This is a genomic window from Bacillus sp. z33 (genome assembly GCF_058313615.1).
The window spans coordinates 1,191,104-1,206,488 of the sequence record NZ_JBZFQN010000001.1 but is presented as its reverse complement, the minus strand read 5'-3'; the positions used below and the strand labels follow the sequence as shown (position 1 = coordinate 1,206,488).

The following is a 15,385-nucleotide window of genomic DNA, read 5'->3' as shown; positions in this document are numbered from 1 at the left end:
AGACAACGATATGAAAAAGAAAATCATCCTATCAGTATCTGCCATTCTGATTATTATTGCTATCGCACTCGGTATTTTTAGCTACACAGAAAAAACCAATGCAAAAGCGAAAAAAGAGAATGAGGAGAAACTAACAGAGGCCATCGCAACTGGTGATGTAAAACAGGTAAAGAATCTGGTATCAGATAAGCATACATCTTTAGAGGCAAATAAAGAGGGAGTGACACCGCTTGATTTGGCCATTATGAATCAGGATTATAAAATCGCCAGTGTACTGCTGGAGCATGGAGCAGATATATCACCCCGTTCGGATAACCCATTATTTGTCACACTTGTCTTTTCTATCGGAGATCCCGATGATAAGGAGGCTCTTAAAGAGGCGTATACTATGTTTCTCGCAGCAATCAAAAATCATAAAGATAAACTGGATGATACAAATAGTAGTGGAAATACAGCCTTGCATATAGCTGCCTTGCGCGGGGTGACGGATATTGTTGATTTATTGATGAAAGAAGGCTTGGATCCGGGCCAGCCTAATCTTGAGGGGGAAACACCTGCCTATATCGCCTCACAGGAGGGGCATACGGAGATTCTTACTCTATTGGAAAAGAAGAATCCTGAATTACTAAGAGTGAAAGATGAGGAAGGGAATACGATTATAGCGGCTGCGGTTATTAATATGCGGGCTGATTTATTGGATAGGTTGGTTGAGATAATGCCGGATTTAATCGATGAACAAAATAATCTTGGCAAGACGGCTCTAATTTATGCCAGTGAATATGGGGAGATTGACCTGGTTAAATCATTGCTTAAAGCAGGGGCTGATCCATCCATTAAAGATAAGGAGAATAAGACTGCTGCTATTTGGGCGAAGGAATGGAACCATAATGAAATCGTGAATCTAATAGAAAAGTAAAACCCGTTGGCATAATGCTAACGGGTTTTGCTTATGTCATTTTATCTTCTCGATTCGGTCGGTAATAACCTCTAACCCATTGACCTTAGGGAGTCCCTGTGTTTGATTTAAAAATAAACGTTTATTATTTGTGACTTGTAATCTAGACGAAAGTTTATCTGTACTAGATTTAAAATCAATATCGCTTGTTCCCGATTCAGCTTTACCTCGATAACTATTTACCACTAGATTATCCTTTGAAAAAATCCCTCCCTCGATGCGAAGAAGCGAGCCGACAGCATAGATACTTGCTTCCGATGCCGTATAAAGATACCCGGTGATTTGATCAGCTTTTTCCTTGAATGGATTGATGATAGATACTTCTAGCTGGCCCTGTGTCATCAGGATAAGTACTTCACCCATATTTCCTTGTTCACAGCTGTTCTGATAGCAGCTAATATTGATATTATTCAATGTCGTATCACCAAGCGCGTATATAACGGAGTTAAAGCTTAAATTTCCTGCCATACTGATATTGCCAGTTACCAGGATATTCCCCTTCACATTCATGCTTTTGTTTCCTTCGCTCTCCAAGAACATGTTTCCATCAATAATCAGCCACTGGTGGTCCAAAAGATTTATTTCGTCCACATCTACTCGAGCATCTCCTGAATATAAAAAGGCTGTGGATGTTATATCCTTATCGAGCGATTCGAAATCACGTATTTTTTTTATCCCTAAATTGGTACTCCCATATTCTATCTGTTCAAGAATATATTTTTTCTTTTCCGCATCTGTATTCCCCTGTAATGATTGAGGGGAGAAACCGGCTACACTTAGTTTTTCTATAAAGGATTGATGAATGTCCACATCAATAAACTGGTTTGTTTCGTCTTCATATACAGGCTTTTCATCTGATGAGAAAGCCTGATCCATGTTTTCGATCGTTAAATTTCCCCAGTATGCGCTGTTTTTTTCAAAGACAGGAAGATTACCTTGGACGCTTTCTAAATAACAATCGCCGGAAGAACACAGGGATATTGGTTGTATCTTATCACCAAGATGGATTTTTGAAGATGTCTTAATAGCCGGCAGTGCAGTATCTTCGCTATCTGGAACTGAATGATAGATGTAATTGGCATCATTACTAATGGATAATGTTTTGTTAGAATAGATATTTCCATCAATTAAAGGAGAGCCATTCATTGTAAGACTTTCCCTTGAACCGAGTGCGTACTTTAGAAAACTCGGTGCTGCTGTGATATATACTTTTTGGGAATAGGCGGAACTGCTGATTTCTACTATTTTTGTATAACTGTTTTGGTCAATCGTTTTGTCTTCAATTGTGTATCTTGTGTTTTTAGAATTTTGGGTCGCGATAAAATCTGCAAGGGCTTTGTCATAATCAGTCTTCGCCGGGAGATTAATTAAATTAGCGCCATTCATGGCTATATAGGCTTCCACAGCTGCCACACCCTCTTTTAAATCGCGCAGGGCACCCAGATTTTCGGTAATATCATCTTCTCGCAGTTCTGTCCTTTTACCGCTGTTTATCGTGGCACTGGCTATGGCCAAACCGAGGGTGGTAAGGACTAAGAAGATTAATAAAACGAGTATTAATGTAGATCCTTTTTCATTTTTTAGTATCATTTGGGATCCTCCTAAAAGCCAAACGAGCTCTCCAGTACGAGCGGTTTAGAATGAATAAGGGAATTTTTGAAATCATTTTTACCTTTCAGGGCAAGTGTTAATTGAATCGTACCATGACTGCATTCCGTATAGCCGGTATTACATTCCCCGATCGTACCAAGGGTAATCTTGGATTTGATCTCATTGGGTTTATCTTTATTAATATCTGTAAACCTCGAATCAATCGCGACTGTTTTAATATCCTGGGCTGATCCGCTGTGGCTCTCAATGATAAATTTATCATGGTCGAAGTAAATTTTAATCGTTTTTTCCGGCTGTGACGTATCTTCCTCAATAAGGTAGCCATCGACGTTTTTCTGGTTGGCTCTGACGAGGATGATTCCTTCGTTACCGGTAGCAGTATCTTTAAACACTTTTACTGATTTTGGAGAGTTGCTGTACATTTCATTTAGAATAGCCGTTGCAATATAATCAGCGTCATCGCGTAATTGTCCCTCAACCTCAATCTTTTGATAAAGCTTAACACCGGTTACAAACACTGAGTACATAATGGTGCCAAATAAAGAAACAAGAGCAATCGTAACCATTAATTCGACAAGAGTAACACCGCGCTCCGGCAAAATGAATTTTTTCATTTTTTCAATACTCCCTCCACGCTTGTTTCACGATCATTCCAATTGACCTTTACTTCAACCGGGATTAAATAATTTTGCAAATCAGCTTCATGGTGTTTGGTTAATGTGACAGTGGCTTCATAGGTCACGTTATTAACGACCGTTTTTAACATATTTTCACAGGATTCTGCAAGAAACGGGCCATTTTTACATGAACTTCTCGTAATCTTAAATTCTTCTGTTCCAGCGGAATTTGAAAAATATGTTTTTTTAATAGTATTAAAGTCCTGGTTTTCTATGTAATTCAGTACATTTCTAGCTACATTAATACCGACCGTTTTGGATTCATTTCGTTCACTATAGTCGTACGTATTGTTGAATAAAGCCAGTATGCTTAAAAAAATAATACCAAGTATGGTAACAGATAAAAGAACCTCTACTAATGTAAATCCACGTTCACGTTCGATATAAAAAATATTCTTCTGTTTCACGGTCGCACCTTCTTTTAATATTCCTTACTTTATTATACAATGATTCTAGTAAATATTTGTAATAAATAGGCATTATTTCTTATATTTATAAAAATATTATAATCTATAAGATATTGTCAAAAAAGGGGTGGTGGAATTGGAAAGTTATTTATTGGTATTAGCTTCACTGATTTTGTTGATTCCAATCATTTTGTATTTGCCACTGGGAATAACTTCTAAAGGGAAAATGATCATTATATTTGGGGCCATTATTGTCTCTTCTATTGGCATATATGGAAATATAAACTTTCCCCTCTGGCAAACAGCAGGGATGTTGCTTCTTATCTTGATTGCTATGACCTTTTTTATGGGAGAAAAATTTGAAGGATTGATTTTTGACCAAGAAGGGAATGATCTGACAGCTTATAACCGTGATGAACCAGAGGTGGAAGTAGAAGAAAAAGCTGATTTGATACATATGATTGCAAATCAAAAGCTTGCGAAACACGGAAGGGGCAATCCAGAAGCCCGCCAGGAACAAAAAAATGCAGAAGATAGTGATGAGGTAGTCATAAAAGATGAAGGACATTCAGAGAACCTGGTAATGGATCCGACGGAAAATCTGATGATGGACCAGAAGATTGAGCAACCGACAGAAACAGATATACAGACGGATTTACCGATTATCAATTGGGATGAAGACATCGAGTTGCTTCACGAAGAACCTCCGCTAGTAGCTGAAAATGAGATAGATGGTATGGATGATGACAATGTTGTTCACGAAACTATTCATTCTGAGCAATCCGAACCGATATATAGGGGAGAGAAAGAAATTTCCATTTCTAATAAAGAAGAACCGTTTGGATCTTTAACGAAAGACGAAGTCGATTTTCTTTTGAACAGAGATGAATTAATAGCACCTGATGATTTATCGGTTCACTTTATGGAAGATATTGAAATCCTTTTAGAGGATGAAGATGACGATTTGAAAGTAGCTGCAAATTTGATGGAAGAAGAAACGGAAGTGGATCCGATTGAAGAGGATCTGCCTCAGATCATTGATGAAATAGAAGAAGACCATCCTAATCCTACTGATGAAAAGGAAATCCTAGAACACTCAGACGAGCTCGTATCACATCAAGCAGCGGATCAGGAAGAAGAGCTGGTTGTGAATGCTGATGAAATGAAGATAGCGGAGAGCGTCGATACAGCTGAAAGGCCACTAAATAAGGAAGAAGAGGAAGAGCCTCTTTCTGACAATCACAAAGCGAATCTGGCAGATGAGTTATTAGTTAATAAGGTATTGGAAATGGAACCGCTTGATTTGGATATTGAACCCGTCCGCCTGGAGGAACAGAAGGAGCTTGAGAAAACTCAATCAACAGCTGAACAAATTGCGTTGCAGGGGCAATTGTTTGATACATTCTTCTCTCAAATGAAATTGGCAAAAGTGACATGTTCAGAGGATGAATATGAATCACTGCTTAAAGGATATTTAACAGATGAATTACCGGATCAAACGTATTACCAATTTAGTGCGTTATTAATCGAGCATTATATTGCCCAGAAAAAATGGAGTGACTTGGAAAACAACCTATTCAAACTGAAAATGAGGTTTGAACAATATCCGATTCTCGTTGAACAACTGGATTATTTATACCAAACATATTGTGCATAAAACAAACAGATAGGGAAGTGTCTCAGTAATGAAAAGCAGTTTAGAAATTATCAGTCAACCAATTATCAGTATTTCCGAAGGCAATCAAATTGGAAATGTTAAATCAATCGTTATTAATCCGGATAAGGGATCTGTCGATTTTCTTACTATTGAACATGAGGATTGGCAAGTGAGTGTAAAAGCCATTCCATTTAAAAAGGTAATTGGGATTGGAGAATATGCGATCACAGTTGAAAATGATAACGCCGTGATTGATTTAAATGAAATTCCAATAGCAAATACATTGGTGAATAAAAAAATCAAAGTTACTAATACAAAAGTCATGACCAGGAAAGGACAACTTCTCGGAGAAGTTTCCGAATATTTTATTGATGAAGAGAATGGAAATATTATCGGTATGCAGCTTAGTGTTGGCGGTAAGGATATTATTTTAAAAGCCGAAGCTGTATTAACCTTCGGGAAAGACATTTTAGTGGTTATTGAGAAAGCCTCTGATTTTTATGTCGAACACCTTGATGAGTTGGAAGCGGGCGATGAAATAGTGTCAATTGAAGATCCTATGGAAGCATCTGAGCCGAAAATGGCGGTTGAAGAAACGAACGAAGTACAGGCTAACGTGCCAGAATTAGAGGAAACTGAAGCTGAGGCTGAGGCAAGTGTATCCTTGTACCAGCAACTATCTGAAAGTGAAAAAGCTCTAAAGGAAAAGCAAATAGAATTATTGCAAGGGAAAACAGTTAGCAAGGATATTCTAAATGGACAAGGTGAACTTTTATTTGCAAACGGGACAATCCTTACTGCAACTGATGTTAAAACAGCTCAAAGTGAAGGGCCGTCCGTGGTAGTTGAATTGTCCATGAATGTCATCAGCTAATCAGAGAGGAGCCCTGCTATGAGAAAGCAGCACATTAGTAAAGTATTTATTATATTACTGTTCTCTACTGCATATATGCTTGGATTCTCTCATTATGGCTCTCTGGCAATCAACAACATTATGGATACGGGGCATGATTTTGAGGCAAATACAACAGTTGGTTCTGTAGATGTTTCAAATAAAACGATAGCTGAGGCAAATGATTTAATTACGAAAGAGACAGAAAAATGGAAGAAAGATAGTCTTATAGAGTTTACCTATAAGGAAACAAGTGCAATTTTTAATACAGACGCATTCCTATTTAATAAGGAGAAAACGATTCAAGAGGCACGATCAGGACAACGCAATGTCATGCAGGTATCGCTTAAAAAGAATGCGGTTGAGGAATTCATTTTCTCCTTATCCAGTGAGCTGGCTGTCGAAAATATTGATATGGATAAACTGTCCTCTGATTTACTGGCGATTGCTTCCATACTAGACAGTGACCCACTTGTTTATCAAGTGGAAAAATATATGGATGGGTCAGCAAAACAAATGGAGACGATCTCAAAAGCGAGTATTAGTGTAGAGGACCGGGAACGAGAGATTCGTCTTTTAATTAAAGCTGTTCCAGAAATTGAAATACCTGCTAAAACGCAAGTATCTCTTGTTGAGACAATTAAGGCTGCTAATATAACCAAAAAAGACAAGGTATCATCGGGCATTTTTGCATCTGCTGTATATGAAGCGATCATGCCCACTAATTTTAATATTTTGGAAAGAAATATCAGTCGTGAATTACCCGATTATACCAATGCAGGCTATGAAGCCCGCATTGATCTGGATAAGCAGGTAGATCTTATATTTTCTAACCCGAATGATACAGCTTATACTCTTCACTTTTCGATAGAGGGAAGTAAACTGGTTGTGAATTTGAAAGGTCAGTCCTTTCTTTATAAATACAATCTTGCTAAAGAAGATGAAACAAAATTTAAACCAAAAACGATTAAACAGTACAGTGCCTTGCTTAACGAGAATGAAAGTAAAGTATCTGTTGAGGGAAAAGACGGGTTACTCATTAGGATCGTCAGAAAAACGATTGATGAAAAAGGTAAAGAGATACTATCTGAAGTCTTGTCTGATGACTTCTATGGTCCGATTCACCGAGTAATCGTCACAGGATTAAAGGAACACAAAGTCGAGCCTCCTGCAGAAGAAACAGAAAACGGTGAGGAATCAGAGTCGGTCCCTGAGGAAGAACAATCAGGTAATGAGGATAACCCAGATAATCCAGATAACCCAGATAACCCAGATAACCCAGATAACCCGGCTGAAGATGGCAAACAAGTTGAAGAGCAGAGTGAAGATGAAGAATCTACAGAGGACGAGGATGCTAAACCAATAAAAGAGGATGCTGAAGAAGAATCAGATACTCCAGAAAATACCAGTAAGTAATTCGGCGGAAAATAAATGAAATTGGAGATGGAATAATGTCACAAACCCGAAAACGCTTAGGTGACTTGTTAGTGGAAGCGGGTTTAATTACAGAGGAACAGCTTCAAAATGCTTTGGAAATCAAGACAAAGGGTGAAAAGATTGGAGATGTCCTTTTAAAAAAAGGATACATTACGGAGCAGCAATTAATAGAGGTACTTGAATTTCAGTTAGGTATTCCGCATGTCAGTCTGTTCAGATACCCGTTTGATCCAACTTTGTTTGCAATTGTACCAAAGGAAATAGCGAAAAGAAGCCTTCTTATTCCTTTAAAAAAAGAAGGGGAAAAATTATATGTGGCGATGGCTGATCCAATGGATTTCTATGCAATAGATGATCTGCGTTTAGCCACAGGCTTTCAAATTATTGCAGCTATCGCAACGAAAGATGATATTTTACGGACCATCACCAAATATTACGATCATGATGAGGGAATTGAAGAACTGCTCGGAGATTTGAATGATAGTGATATCCGCAAAGATGATAAAATCACTGATCAGGATTCTCCCATTGTAAAGCTCGTAAATCAGATCTTATCCAATGCTATTTCCCAAAGAGCGAGTGATATTCACTTGGATCCTCATGAAACAAAAGTGATTATCCGCTATCGCGTGGATGGAGTCCTTCGCACAGAGCGAACATTGCCAAAATCCATGCAGAACGTTCTGACAGCTCGGATTAAAATTATGGCGAACTTAGATATTACAGAGTACAGAATTCCCCAGGATGGAAGAATGAAAATTAATTTGGACTTCCATCCTGTCGATTTACGTGTATCGACCTTGCCTACAGTCTTTGGAGAAAAGATTGTTTTGAGGATTCTCGATTTGGGAAGCTCATTAAATGATTTAAATCGTCTTGGTTTTAATAATTTAAATATGCAGCGGTTTAAAACGATGATTGAGCAGCCAGCAGGTATTGTACTAATTACAGGACCCACTGGTTCAGGGAAGTCATCAACCTTGTATGCGGCCTTAAATGAATTGAATACCGAAGAGGTTAATATCATCACGATTGAAGATCCAGTCGAGTATCAAATGGAAGGTATTAATCAGATTCAGGTTAATACGAATGTCGGAATGACATTTGCTGCTGGTTTAAGATCGATTCTGCGGCAGGATCCCAATATCGTCATGGTTGGTGAAATCAGGGATAAGGAAACGGTAGAAATTGCGATACGTGCCTCTTTAACTGGCCATCTAGTATTGAGTACCATCCATACCAATGATTCTCTCAGCACGGTTACCAGATTAATGGATATGGGAGTAGAACCATTTTTAATTGCTTCATCGGTCAGCGGTATTGTAGCACAACGGTTGGTTAGGCGTGTTTGCCGCGATTGCGGAGAGAATCATCAACCAACAAAAAGAGAGATTGAGATCTTTGCTAAAAGAGGCATGAAAATTGATTCCATTAAAAGAGGCAAGGGTTGTTCTTCTTGTAATATGACCGGATATAAAGGAAGGATAGCCATTCATGAAATTCTCGTTTTAAATGATGATATGAAAAGAGTGATCATGAACGGAGAATCCTTCACAAAGCTGCGAGAACTGGCAATCAAGCATAGGACTGTTTTTCTGATTGATGACGGCCTGCTTAAAGTAAAGCAAGGACTAACAACGACGGAAGAAGTGTTACGTGTAGCTGTTCTTGAATAGGGGGTGGCAATAGATGGATAAAAAAATTGATAGCTTGCTTAGAGCAGGATACGAGTTCAAAGCATCAGATATTCACTTAACGGTTGGTGTTCCGCCGATTATGCGAATTAATGGGGAACTGAAACGATACAGCAAGGAATCGTTGCGTCCAGAGGATACGGAAGCGATGGCAAGGTCGATTGTGCCAGAGGATATGTGGGACCGTTTTAAAGAAAAAGGTGAACTGGATTTTTCCTACGGCATTCCGGGTGTATCTCGTTTTCGGATTAATGCGTATCTTCAGCGCTCATGTGTAGCATTGGCTATCAGAATTGTGCCTACCCGAATCCCAACAATGGAAGAATTGAAACTGCCTGAGATTTTAAAACAAATTGCCCATAAACCGCAGGGGCTTGTATTAGTAACAGGCCCAACTGGAAGCGGTAAATCAACGACTCTGGCAGCGCTTATTCAGTATATGAATCAAACGATGAGAAAGCATATTATCACGCTGGAAGATCCAATAGAATATTTGCACAAGCATAATGGATGTATTATCGACCAACGAGAGGTTGGATTTGATACCAATAATTTTGCGAATGGTTTGAGGGCTGCGCTCAGACAGGATCCTGATGTCATTTTAGTGGGAGAAATGAGAGATTTAGAGACGATCCATACCGCCATAACAGCAGCAGAAACAGGTCATCTGGTTCTCGGAACACTCCATACCTCTTCCGCCGCATCGACAATTGATCGGGTGATTGATGTATTTCCATCAGCTCAACAGGCACAGGTTCGTGTTCAGCTTGCCAATGTACTAATTTCGATTGTTTCACAAAGATTATTTCCGACTGTGGATAAAAGCGGGCGCAGATCTGCAACAGAAATTCTTGTTAATAATTCAGCTGTTGCCAATCTAATCAGAAGTGAAAAAATTCATCAAATCATGAATATCATCCAGACATCAAAAGCACAGGGAATGCATACTCTCGAGAGCAATATTCGTGAACTGGTAACAGGTGGGATTATCACGAGAGAATCCGCTGGTCCATTCCTTAAGGAAAAGGTGGAGTAGATGACGAGGTTTAAATATACCGGCCGTGATGTAAGAGGAAAGCGGTCAGGTGTGATTAATGCAGCTAACAGACGCGAAGCGATGGAAAAACTGAAAAAAGATAATATACGTGTGATTGAAATTTCTAAGATGCCTGAAACGTTGCTAACAAAGGATATTGCCATTGGAAATCCGGTTAAGCTTCAGCATTTTGTTATTTATTTGCGACAATTTTCCACTTTAATAAAAGCTGGGGTAACAGTTGTGGAATCGACCAATATTCTATCTCAGCAAACAGATAGTAAGGCATTGTCACGAACTCTGCAAACAATGGAGACAGATCTTCGCGATGGCCAGCCTCTCTCAGCAGCGGCTGCGAAACATAAAAGAATATTTCCGCCCATGGTCATCAATATGATTCGCGCAGGGGAGATTGGCGGTAATCTCGATGATACGCTCGACCGTTTGGCTATTCATTATGAGAAGCAGCATGACACGAATAGAAAGATTTCATCTGCACTGGCCTATCCGATAGTTATTGCCATAGTTGCAATTGCGGTTGTGATTTTTTTACTGGTGAAAGTAGTTCCTACATATGTAAGTATGTTTGCTGATTTTGGTGGGGAACTTCCCGCGATCACGCAATTTGTTCTTAATGCCAGTAATTTGATGCAAACAGGCTGGTACTTTGTTGTATTGTTTATTCTTTTGATTTTTGGAGCCATCCTCTTAATTAAGAGAAATAAGAAATCCAAGTATTATTTGGATTATTTTTTATTGAAGGTTCCCGTTTTTGGCAGCATGCTGCAAAAAGCGGCACTCGCCCGTATGACCAGAACGCTTAGTTCGTTATTTTCGAGCTCCGTGCCGATCTTGGAATCGATGACGTTGGTCGAGCAGGTGGTTGAGAATGAAGTGATTGGAAGGGTTGTACTTGCATCAAGAGATTCATTGGAAAGAGGACAATCCATTACAGTACCAATGAAAAAACACTGGGCATTTCCGCCAATGATTACGCAAATGATCTCCATAGGAGAGACCACCGGTTCGCTCGAGGCCATGCTCTCAAAAGTGGCAGAGTTTTACGAAAAGGAAGTCGAAGCCAGCACAGATAAATTAAAGGCATTGATAGAGCCTTTGATGATTGTGTTCCTTGCCTCCTTGGTTGGTACTATTGTACTAGCTATTATCGTGCCTATGTTTACCATGTTTGATCAAATAAGTGGATAATATATGAAAAAAATATAAAAATATGTCTTTATCTTTACCAAATTATAGTATATATTGTAAGATATATAGAACATTTGAACTATTATACATAACTATTTAGGAGGAGATTTTAAATGAAATTATTCAAAAAGCAAATGAAGAATGAAAAAGGCTTCACACTTGTTGAGCTACTAGCTGTTGTTGTAATCCTAGGAATTATTGCTGCAATTGCCATCCCTGCCATTGGAACGATTATGAAAAATAGTGAGAAGGATGCACACGTGGTAAATGCGAAGCAAGCAGCCAATGCAATGAGAATGTATGTGGCGGAGAATGCGGAAGGAAGTATTACTGTACCATTAGAGGACTTGGAAAATGGTGGATATTTGGAGAATTTGTCTGATCCTAGTAATAAAGAAGCTAAGTATGATCTAGGGGCTTCTCAAGTTGCCTATACAGCAGCAACAACTACTGGTACTACTAAGACTCCGGCAAAATATGTAGTAACGTTGGTAGGTGCCAATGACACAGTTTATATCAAGTCAGGTTCGGCCGATAAAAATGCAAGTGAACTTGGTAGAGAAGATATCCAATTGAAATGATTGATTTAATGTTCACTCTCTATCTCTTAATCTTCCTCACCGGCCTCATCTTTGGGTCGTTTTATAATGTGGTAGGTTTGAGGATTCCAGCGAAAGAATCGATTGTGGCTCCGCGGTCGGCTTGTCCGGCCTGCGGTCATACATTGACACCGCTGGAGCTCATCCCTGTAGTATCATATGTATTTCAAGGGGGGAAATGCCGTAAGTGTAAAACAGGCATTTCTCCTCTTTATCCGATTATGGAACTGACAACGGCTCTTCTTTTTCTGGCAGCTCCTATGCTGCTAGGGTGGACGGCTGAATTGTTTGCGGCATGGGCGCTTATTTCCCTGCTGGTCATCATTTTTATATCAGACCTGAAATACATGCTTATACCAAACAAAATTCTGCTGTTTTTTACAGTTGTTTTTTTGTTTATTCGGATATTTATACCGTTGGACCCATGGTGGGATGGTTTAGCTGGGGCTATCGTCGGATTTGGAACCCTGCTATTGATCGCTGTGGTCAGCAAAGGTGGTATGGGCGGGGGAGATATTAAATTATTTGGTGTGATTGGTTTTGTGATGGGGATAAAGGGAGTTATTCTTGCCTTTTTATTCTCTGCCTTTTTTGGAGCGATTTTTGGTGTGATTGGCATGATGCTCGGTCTAGTGAAGCGCAGTAAGCCAATTCCATTCGGACCATTTATCGTCATTGGCACACTGGTGGCCTACTTTTTTGGGGACCACCTGTTAGATTGGTACATCCAATTTTTATGATTTGTTAGAAGGGAGAAGTTATGATGGCTTTAACTTTATTTTCAGGCAGCAATCGGGTTGTGAACCTGGTGTTAAAAGACCATGTTATTCGATATGTTGAACTTAAACAGCTAGACCCGCCAATTGTTCAAAAATGCGGTGAGCATTTTTTACCTGCCGGTGTTATAAAGGATGGCATTATTACTGATTTTGACCTTCTCAAGGATATTTTGAGTGATTGTGTTACCAAATGGAAAATACATAAGCGTCAGGTACGATTTTTAGTACCGGACTCCCGCTTGGTTATTCGTAAGGTTCCCATTCCTAAGGATATAAAAGAGGATGAAATAAGAGGGTATCTGTATTTGGAAATGGGTACAAGCATACATCTCCCGTTTGAAGAGCCTGTCTTTGATATCGTTCTATTGGATGAAACAGAGGAAAAAAAGGAAATCCTGCTATTTGCAGCGCAAGAAGAGGTTGTATCTGAGTATGCCGCTTTGCTTGAAAAATCTCAGCTTTACCCTATAGAAGCAGATATATCACCCTTGTCGTTGTATAGGCTGTTTTACCATGCGGAAAAAAGAGGCACGGATGACCACCTCTTACTAATCGAATTTAATCTTCAAACGGTTAATACAAGTATTTTTGTAGATGATAAACCGATTTTTATGAAAAATATTCCCATTACAGGGACTAGTGGTGAATGGGAAGCCTCACGGATAGACGTAGATAAAGAAATCATGGTATTCACGGGGGATACTGAAGATTATATGCAGTTGTTGGAGGATACCTATACAGAGATTGATCGTGTTTTAAGCTTTTATCAATATACATTAAGCCATGAGCAGCATCAAGTCACTAAAATAGTCGTAACAGGCGATCACCCCTTTCTGGATGAAGTAACTTCTGATATAAACAAGAGATATGAACAAACTGTGATGACCATTCCAAAGGGATATATACAATCCAACAAGGAATCTGAATTGCCGGAACCCTTTTACTTAGCCGGGGGATTGGCTCTTAAAGGAGTGAGATGATGCTTGTAGAAATTAACTTGCTACCCAAAAAAGAGCGTAAAAGCCGGGGGGTACTCCTAATTATTCTGACTGCAATTTTTCTTGGAATTCTCTGCGGAATTCTTTATTTTTGGCAATATCAAAACAATCAAAGCCAAATGTATGCCTTGGATCAAGAATATGAAATGATTGCCCAAACCATTGAAATGGACCAGGAGAAGGTAGTATCTCAGGAAAACAGCAATTCTGTCACTCTATTAACTGAAAAGGTTAAATGGGCAAACCAATACCCCATCAAAACTGTACCGCTCTTAAGGCATCTAATTGGATTTTTACCGGAACGCGGATTTATCGAATCTTTTTCATATGCAGAGGATGGCACAATTAAAATTGAGGTAAGGTTTGATAAGGCAGAAGAAGCTGCTTATTATCTGAAGGAACTATCTTTAACGAACGTCATTAATAATGCGATGGTTACTTCACTTGAAGCAGCGCCCGAGGAAGAAGAGGCAGACGAAAGTGAAGTTGGTAACACAAATTATCTGCAATATGATCCTCGATATATAGGGACATTTGAGCTCACCCTCAATTTGCTGGAAGTAAAAAAATTGAAGGCTGACGGTAACATGCCCTCTGAAGAAGAGGTGAAATCCGAATGAGTTGGCGATTAAGTAAAATACAAGTGCTTCTATTGGTCGGAGTATGTACGGTCATTCTTTTATTATTTGCAGGTTTGTATTATTTGCAGATTGCTCCCATGAAATCAACAATTGAAACAAAGAAAACAGAATTGGAGATGCAGCAAACGGTATTGGATTCTCTATCTGCTAAGCTCGATCATTCAACTGGAACGACCTATCAATCAACGATGGAATTGCAAAAAAAACTTCCGGTTAAACCGCTGGGAGATCAATTAATACTTGATTTCGAAAAAGCAGAGGTTATTTCTAATAGTTTGATTTTAAAGATGGAAATAAAAGAGGAAGAGCTGGGTCAAGAAGAGGGGACAGATTCTACTCAAATAGCTGATACCACTGATGAAACGGATACGGCTGACTTGCCTAATTCCGAAGAAGGTACTGATGCTGAATCGGAGCCCAGTTCAGAAGAAGAAAAGGCGGAAGCCCCATTGCCATTGCCGCAAGGTGTAAAAAAATTAGCGATTAAGGTGACGGTCGAGGCAGATACGTATACCGAAATTGAATCATTTATTGAGACGATGGAAGCCTCCAAAAGAATAATAAAAGTAGACAGTATAGATTTTGCAGGAACAGAAGAAGTCACATCCGTCGAACAGAACGCGGAGCCTCTTGTTTATACATTAGGAATTTCTGCTTTCTATTCTCCAGATTTGGCAGATTTGCAAAAACATCTGCCGGACATAGAGACACCGCTACCCGCAGACAAAGATAATCCATTAAGTATTGCTCCAGATGTATATGAAGATACAAAAAAAGACAATGAGTAGTTTAC

Annotated in this window: 15 protein-coding genes; 12 read left to right on the top strand and 3 right to left on the bottom strand. The window is 39.2% G+C overall.

Going from position 1 to position 15,385, the window contains the following annotated elements; genetic code table 11:
- Positions 1-10 precede the first annotated feature (10 nt).
- Positions 11-916 (top strand): ankyrin repeat domain-containing protein, encoded by a 906-nt coding sequence (locus AC4G3L_RS05745; RefSeq protein WP_491076011.1) that lies wholly within the window; start codon positions 11-13, stop codon positions 914-916.
- A 36-nt stretch (positions 917-952) separates the two neighbouring features.
- Here AC4G3L_RS05745 and AC4G3L_RS05740 read toward each other — a convergent pair whose 3' ends face one another.
- From AC4G3L_RS05740 to AC4G3L_RS05730, 3 genes are read right to left on the bottom strand one after another with little or no spacing between them, the layout of a single operon-like run.
- The gene (locus tag AC4G3L_RS05740) at positions 953-2,545 is read right to left on the bottom strand and encodes a hypothetical protein (protein ID WP_491076010.1); all 1,593 of its coding nucleotides are present in this window, start codon (positions 2,543-2,545) and stop codon (positions 953-955) included.
- 11 nt (positions 2,546-2,556) lie between these two features.
- On the bottom strand, positions 2,557-3,180 hold the full coding sequence (locus tag AC4G3L_RS05735; RefSeq protein ID WP_491076009.1) for a PilW family protein: 624 nt from the start codon (positions 3,178-3,180) through the stop codon (positions 2,557-2,559).
- Positions 3,177-3,650, bottom strand: a complete 474-nt coding sequence (locus tag AC4G3L_RS05730) for a prepilin-type N-terminal cleavage/methylation domain-containing protein (RefSeq protein ID WP_491076008.1) — start codon at positions 3,648-3,650, stop codon at positions 3,177-3,179. The genes AC4G3L_RS05735 and AC4G3L_RS05730 overlap by 4 nt, the downstream gene beginning before the upstream one ends.
- A gap of 136 nt (positions 3,651-3,786) precedes the next feature.
- Here AC4G3L_RS05730 and AC4G3L_RS05725 point away from each other — a divergent pair, with 136 nt between their 5' ends.
- The 11 genes from AC4G3L_RS05725 to AC4G3L_RS05675 all read left to right on the top strand — a co-directional run bounded on the left by AC4G3L_RS05725 (position 3,787) and on the right by AC4G3L_RS05675 (position 15,380).
- Complete coding sequence (locus tag AC4G3L_RS05725; protein ID WP_491076007.1) at positions 3,787-5,307, top strand: hypothetical protein; 1,521 nt, start codon at positions 3,787-3,789, stop codon at positions 5,305-5,307.
- Between the two features lie 28 nt (positions 5,308-5,335).
- A complete protein-coding gene (locus tag AC4G3L_RS05720) occupies positions 5,336-6,181 on the top strand; it encodes a PRC-barrel domain-containing protein (protein ID WP_491076006.1) in 846 nt (281 codons plus the stop codon).
- An 18-nt stretch (positions 6,182-6,199) separates the two neighbouring features.
- The gene (locus AC4G3L_RS05715; RefSeq protein ID WP_491076005.1) at positions 6,200-7,615 is read left to right on the top strand and encodes a VanW family protein; all 1,416 of its coding nucleotides are present in this window, start codon (positions 6,200-6,202) and stop codon (positions 7,613-7,615) included.
- Between the two features lie 35 nt (positions 7,616-7,650).
- Positions 7,651-9,312 carry a GspE/PulE family protein gene (locus AC4G3L_RS05710; RefSeq protein ID WP_491076004.1) on the top strand — a complete coding sequence of 554 codons (1,662 nt, stop codon included), beginning with the start codon at positions 7,651-7,653 and terminating at the stop codon, positions 9,310-9,312.
- A gap of 13 nt (positions 9,313-9,325) precedes the next feature.
- A complete protein-coding gene (locus AC4G3L_RS05705) occupies positions 9,326-10,366 on the top strand; it encodes a type IV pilus twitching motility protein PilT (protein ID WP_491076003.1) in 1,041 nt (346 codons plus the stop codon).
- Positions 10,367-11,575, top strand: a complete 1,209-nt coding sequence (locus AC4G3L_RS05700) for a type II secretion system F family protein (protein WP_491076002.1) — start codon at positions 10,367-10,369, stop codon at positions 11,573-11,575.
- Positions 11,576-11,688: 113 nt separating this feature from the next.
- Complete coding sequence (locus tag AC4G3L_RS05695; protein WP_491076001.1) at positions 11,689-12,156, top strand: type II secretion system protein; 468 nt, start codon at positions 11,689-11,691, stop codon at positions 12,154-12,156.
- 8 nt (positions 12,157-12,164) lie between these two features.
- Complete coding sequence (locus tag AC4G3L_RS05690; RefSeq protein WP_491076000.1) at positions 12,165-12,914, top strand: prepilin peptidase; 750 nt, start codon at positions 12,165-12,167, stop codon at positions 12,912-12,914.
- A gap of 20 nt (positions 12,915-12,934) precedes the next feature.
- Entirely contained in the window at positions 12,935-13,933 is a 999-nt protein-coding gene (gene pilM, locus AC4G3L_RS05685; RefSeq protein WP_491075999.1) for a type IV pilus biogenesis protein PilM, read from the top strand.
- Positions 13,933-14,571 carry a hypothetical protein gene (locus AC4G3L_RS05680; protein WP_491075998.1) on the top strand — a complete coding sequence of 213 codons (639 nt, stop codon included), beginning with the start codon at positions 13,933-13,935 and terminating at the stop codon, positions 14,569-14,571. Before pilM ends, AC4G3L_RS05680 begins: the two co-directional genes overlap by 1 nt.
- Complete coding sequence (locus AC4G3L_RS05675; protein WP_491075997.1) at positions 14,568-15,380, top strand: hypothetical protein; 813 nt, start codon at positions 14,568-14,570, stop codon at positions 15,378-15,380. The genes AC4G3L_RS05680 and AC4G3L_RS05675 overlap by 4 nt, the downstream gene beginning before the upstream one ends.
- Positions 15,381-15,385: the final 5 nt, after the last annotated feature.

What these genes read in the sequence shown, in the direction of transcription:
- AC4G3L_RS05745 (WP_491076011.1), top strand. Translation starts at nt 11, where the DNA reads ATGAAAAAGAAAATCATCCTATCAGTATCTGCCATTCTGATTATTATT.
- AC4G3L_RS05740 (WP_491076010.1), bottom strand. Translation starts at nt 2,545, where the DNA reads ATGATACTAAAAAATGAAAAAGGATCTACATTAATACTCGTTTTATTA.
- AC4G3L_RS05735 (WP_491076009.1), bottom strand. Translation starts at nt 3,180, where the DNA reads ATGAAAAAATTCATTTTGCCGGAGCGCGGTGTTACTCTTGTCGAATTA.
- AC4G3L_RS05720 (WP_491076006.1), top strand. Translation starts at nt 5,336, where the DNA reads ATGAAAAGCAGTTTAGAAATTATCAGTCAACCAATTATCAGTATTTCC.
- AC4G3L_RS05715 (WP_491076005.1), top strand. Translation starts at nt 6,200, where the DNA reads ATGAGAAAGCAGCACATTAGTAAAGTATTTATTATATTACTGTTCTCT.
- AC4G3L_RS05710 (WP_491076004.1), top strand. Translation starts at nt 7,651, where the DNA reads ATGTCACAAACCCGAAAACGCTTAGGTGACTTGTTAGTGGAAGCGGGT.
- AC4G3L_RS05705 (WP_491076003.1), top strand. Translation starts at nt 9,326, where the DNA reads ATGGATAAAAAAATTGATAGCTTGCTTAGAGCAGGATACGAGTTCAAA.
- AC4G3L_RS05700 (WP_491076002.1), top strand. Translation starts at nt 10,367, where the DNA reads ATGACGAGGTTTAAATATACCGGCCGTGATGTAAGAGGAAAGCGGTCA.
- AC4G3L_RS05695 (WP_491076001.1), top strand. Translation starts at nt 11,689, where the DNA reads ATGAAATTATTCAAAAAGCAAATGAAGAATGAAAAAGGCTTCACACTT.
- AC4G3L_RS05690 (WP_491076000.1), top strand. Translation starts at nt 12,165, where the DNA reads ATGTTCACTCTCTATCTCTTAATCTTCCTCACCGGCCTCATCTTTGGG.
- pilM (WP_491075999.1), top strand. Translation starts at nt 12,935, where the DNA reads ATGATGGCTTTAACTTTATTTTCAGGCAGCAATCGGGTTGTGAACCTG.
- AC4G3L_RS05680 (WP_491075998.1), top strand. Translation starts at nt 13,933, where the DNA reads ATGCTTGTAGAAATTAACTTGCTACCCAAAAAAGAGCGTAAAAGCCGG.
- AC4G3L_RS05675 (WP_491075997.1), top strand. Translation starts at nt 14,568, where the DNA reads ATGAGTTGGCGATTAAGTAAAATACAAGTGCTTCTATTGGTCGGAGTA.